Origin of the sequence: Adlercreutzia caecimuris B7, assembly GCF_000403355.2 — a bacterium.
Taxonomy (GTDB): Bacteria; Actinomycetota; Coriobacteriia; order Coriobacteriales; family Eggerthellaceae; genus Adlercreutzia; species Adlercreutzia caecimuris.
In genome coordinates this window covers 1-2,162 of the sequence record NZ_KE159649.1, presented here as the reverse complement: position 1 = coordinate 2,162, position 2,162 = coordinate 1, and the positions used below count along the sequence as shown (strand labels likewise).

General features: G+C 66.7%; 3 protein-coding genes. 1 reads left to right on the top strand and 2 read right to left on the bottom strand.

The genetic code is table 11. The features are described from left to right. Positions 1 to 226: LPXTG cell wall anchor domain-containing protein (locus C811_RS15550; protein ID WP_016310680.1), on the top strand; the 226-nt coding region annotated here is incomplete at its 5' end. Between the two features lie 72 nt (positions 227 to 298). Here the strand turns inward: C811_RS15550 and C811_RS0104360 are convergent. Next, positions 299 to 1,561, bottom strand: a complete 1,263-nt coding sequence (locus C811_RS0104360; protein ID WP_016310679.1) for a HipA domain-containing protein — start codon at positions 1,559 to 1,561, stop codon at positions 299 to 301. A 5-nt stretch (positions 1,562 to 1,566) separates the two neighbouring features. Further along, positions 1,567 to 1,812, bottom strand: a complete 246-nt coding sequence (locus C811_RS15545) for a helix-turn-helix domain-containing protein (RefSeq protein ID WP_016310678.1) — start codon at positions 1,810 to 1,812, stop codon at positions 1,567 to 1,569. Positions 1,813 to 2,162: the final 350 nt, after the last annotated feature.

The window sequence follows — 2,162 nt, the reverse complement described above, 5'->3', positions numbered from 1 at the left end:
CGTCGAGAGCGATCCGGCCTACCCGCCCGGCGTCGACCGGCTCGGCGGAGTGCGGCCCTCCGACGACCCGGGATCCCTCCCCTCGAAGGAGAGGGGCACGATCGTCCACCGCCTCCCCCAGACCGGCGACGCCCTGGCCGCCGCGGCGCTCCTGCCCGCGGCCGCCGCCCTGGCGGCAGGGGCCGCCCTGCTCGCCGCCCGCCGCCGGGAGCGCGCAGCCCGGTAGAGGGGAAGGCAACGCGGCACGCAAAGAGGCCCGGCAGCATCACCCTGCCGGGCCTCGGCGTTTATAAAACTCTTACCGCAACGCGTCGCGACGCTCCAGAAAGCCCTCTTCAATCTGCCTTCCCACGTCTGCCGCCCGCGGAAAGCCCTCCTCGGCAACGGCCTCGGCCGCCATGCACAGGACCGAGGGGAACACCTCCAACAGCTCTTCCAGCTCGTCGCGGGCAAACCGGGCACCGACGCCGCACGACTGGGCGGTTGCGACGATATCTTCCGCCGTCACGTCGTCGATGCGGCGCGAGCCGCCGAACGACACGCCCATCTCCCGGTCGAGCTCGGGGTAGACCGTCGTGCACGTGAGGTCGTACAGCGGCGACAGCTCCCGCGACGACCAGTCCTCGCTCCACAGCATCGAGTGGTTCTTCAGATGGTTGTCGGCGTTGCCCATCGCCCAGTCCAGAAGCAGGCGCGAGAACAGCAGCCTCCTGTCCCCGAACGGATTGCGGCTTCCCTCGTTCACGACCCGGGCGCAGTGGTTCGCGTAGTTCCCGTCCGTGGGCTCGTATTTGTCGAAATAGTCCGGCAAGGCCTGGAGGAAGTCCTCCTGATGCAGGCGGTGCAAAAACGCATCGCCCACGTCGATGCGGTCGAACCGCTCCACGGCAAGCAAGGGCTCCTGGCCCGCAACGGGAATCAGGCGGCACGGGGCCACATCGAACCCCAACGCGGCGGCCGTCCTCATGCAGATGGCCTCGTTGACCGTCTGGTCGGGAAAGCTGCCGTCGCACGCCTTCACGATATGGCTGGACGGAGCCGCTCCCTGCGGGTAGAACCAGAATCCGGACGAGGCGTCGAGGAAGAGGCCGATCTTCATCTGCGCCCCCGCCAGCGACAACCTCGATCGGCTGGCGGCCCGCGGGGCGAACTCCCCGGGGCGCGCGGCGAAGCGCACGAGGTCCTCCTCCCCCACGGGTGCATAGCTGCGGCCCTCCAGAAGGGGCTCCTCCCCCTTGCCGAACACCAGGGCCCCGGCGGACTCGTCGTTCAGGCGGGCCATGAAGGCGCCCACGTCGTCGATATCGGCGTGAAAGGCGCGGCCCAAGCTGCGCCGCATGCTCCCCTCGGGCAGAATGCCGTTGAAGAACGACTCGGTCTCCCTGGCGGGGAACGCCCCGGAACGCAGGGGAAGCGCCTGGGAGATCGACTGCGCCGTGCGGCTCTGGAGATAGCTCTCGGAATACGCGAAGCCTATTCCGCCGCCCACGGGCGTCACCCGGCCGACCTCCTCGAAGCGGCCGAAGTACTCGCGGTAGACCACAAGCTCGGTGTCCTTCATGGCGCTCACCTCTCGAACGCGACGACGTCGACGCCCAGGGCCGTCGCGAAGGCGAGCACCTTGTCGATCCCCACCGTGCCGCGGCCGCGCTCGATCTCCCCCACCAGCCGCGGGCTGAAGCCCAGCATGTCCGCAAGATCTTCCTGGGTGTAGCCGAGCCTCTTGCGGCGGCTCCTGAGCGCCGCCCCCAGCGCAGCCCCCTCCGTCACGCGCACCCCCTGGGCCATGATCTGATCGCGGCTTATGTCCATGACGCCTCGTTTCTTACGTATAGGTAATCCGTTCTATATCGTTTATAGTATCATACGTATACGTAAGATATTTAGGGTTCAGCCAAAACATTACGTATACGTATGAAGAAGAGGCCCATCGGCATCCGGCCCGTTCTTTCCCCAAAACCTTTCTCCCGCCTAGCTGCTCGGTGTAAAGCTTTTAGGGGCCCCCTCTCAACTTTACGGCGTCTCCCCAACCCCAACCGCGATGCTCAGGGTTGCGGAAAGCGGGGCGAAGGGGTATATTCGGGCAGACCTGGCGCCAAAGGGGCGCCCGAGAGAAGGAGATCCGACATGAGAGAGAAGCGACGGGGGTCGCTTCTGCGCCT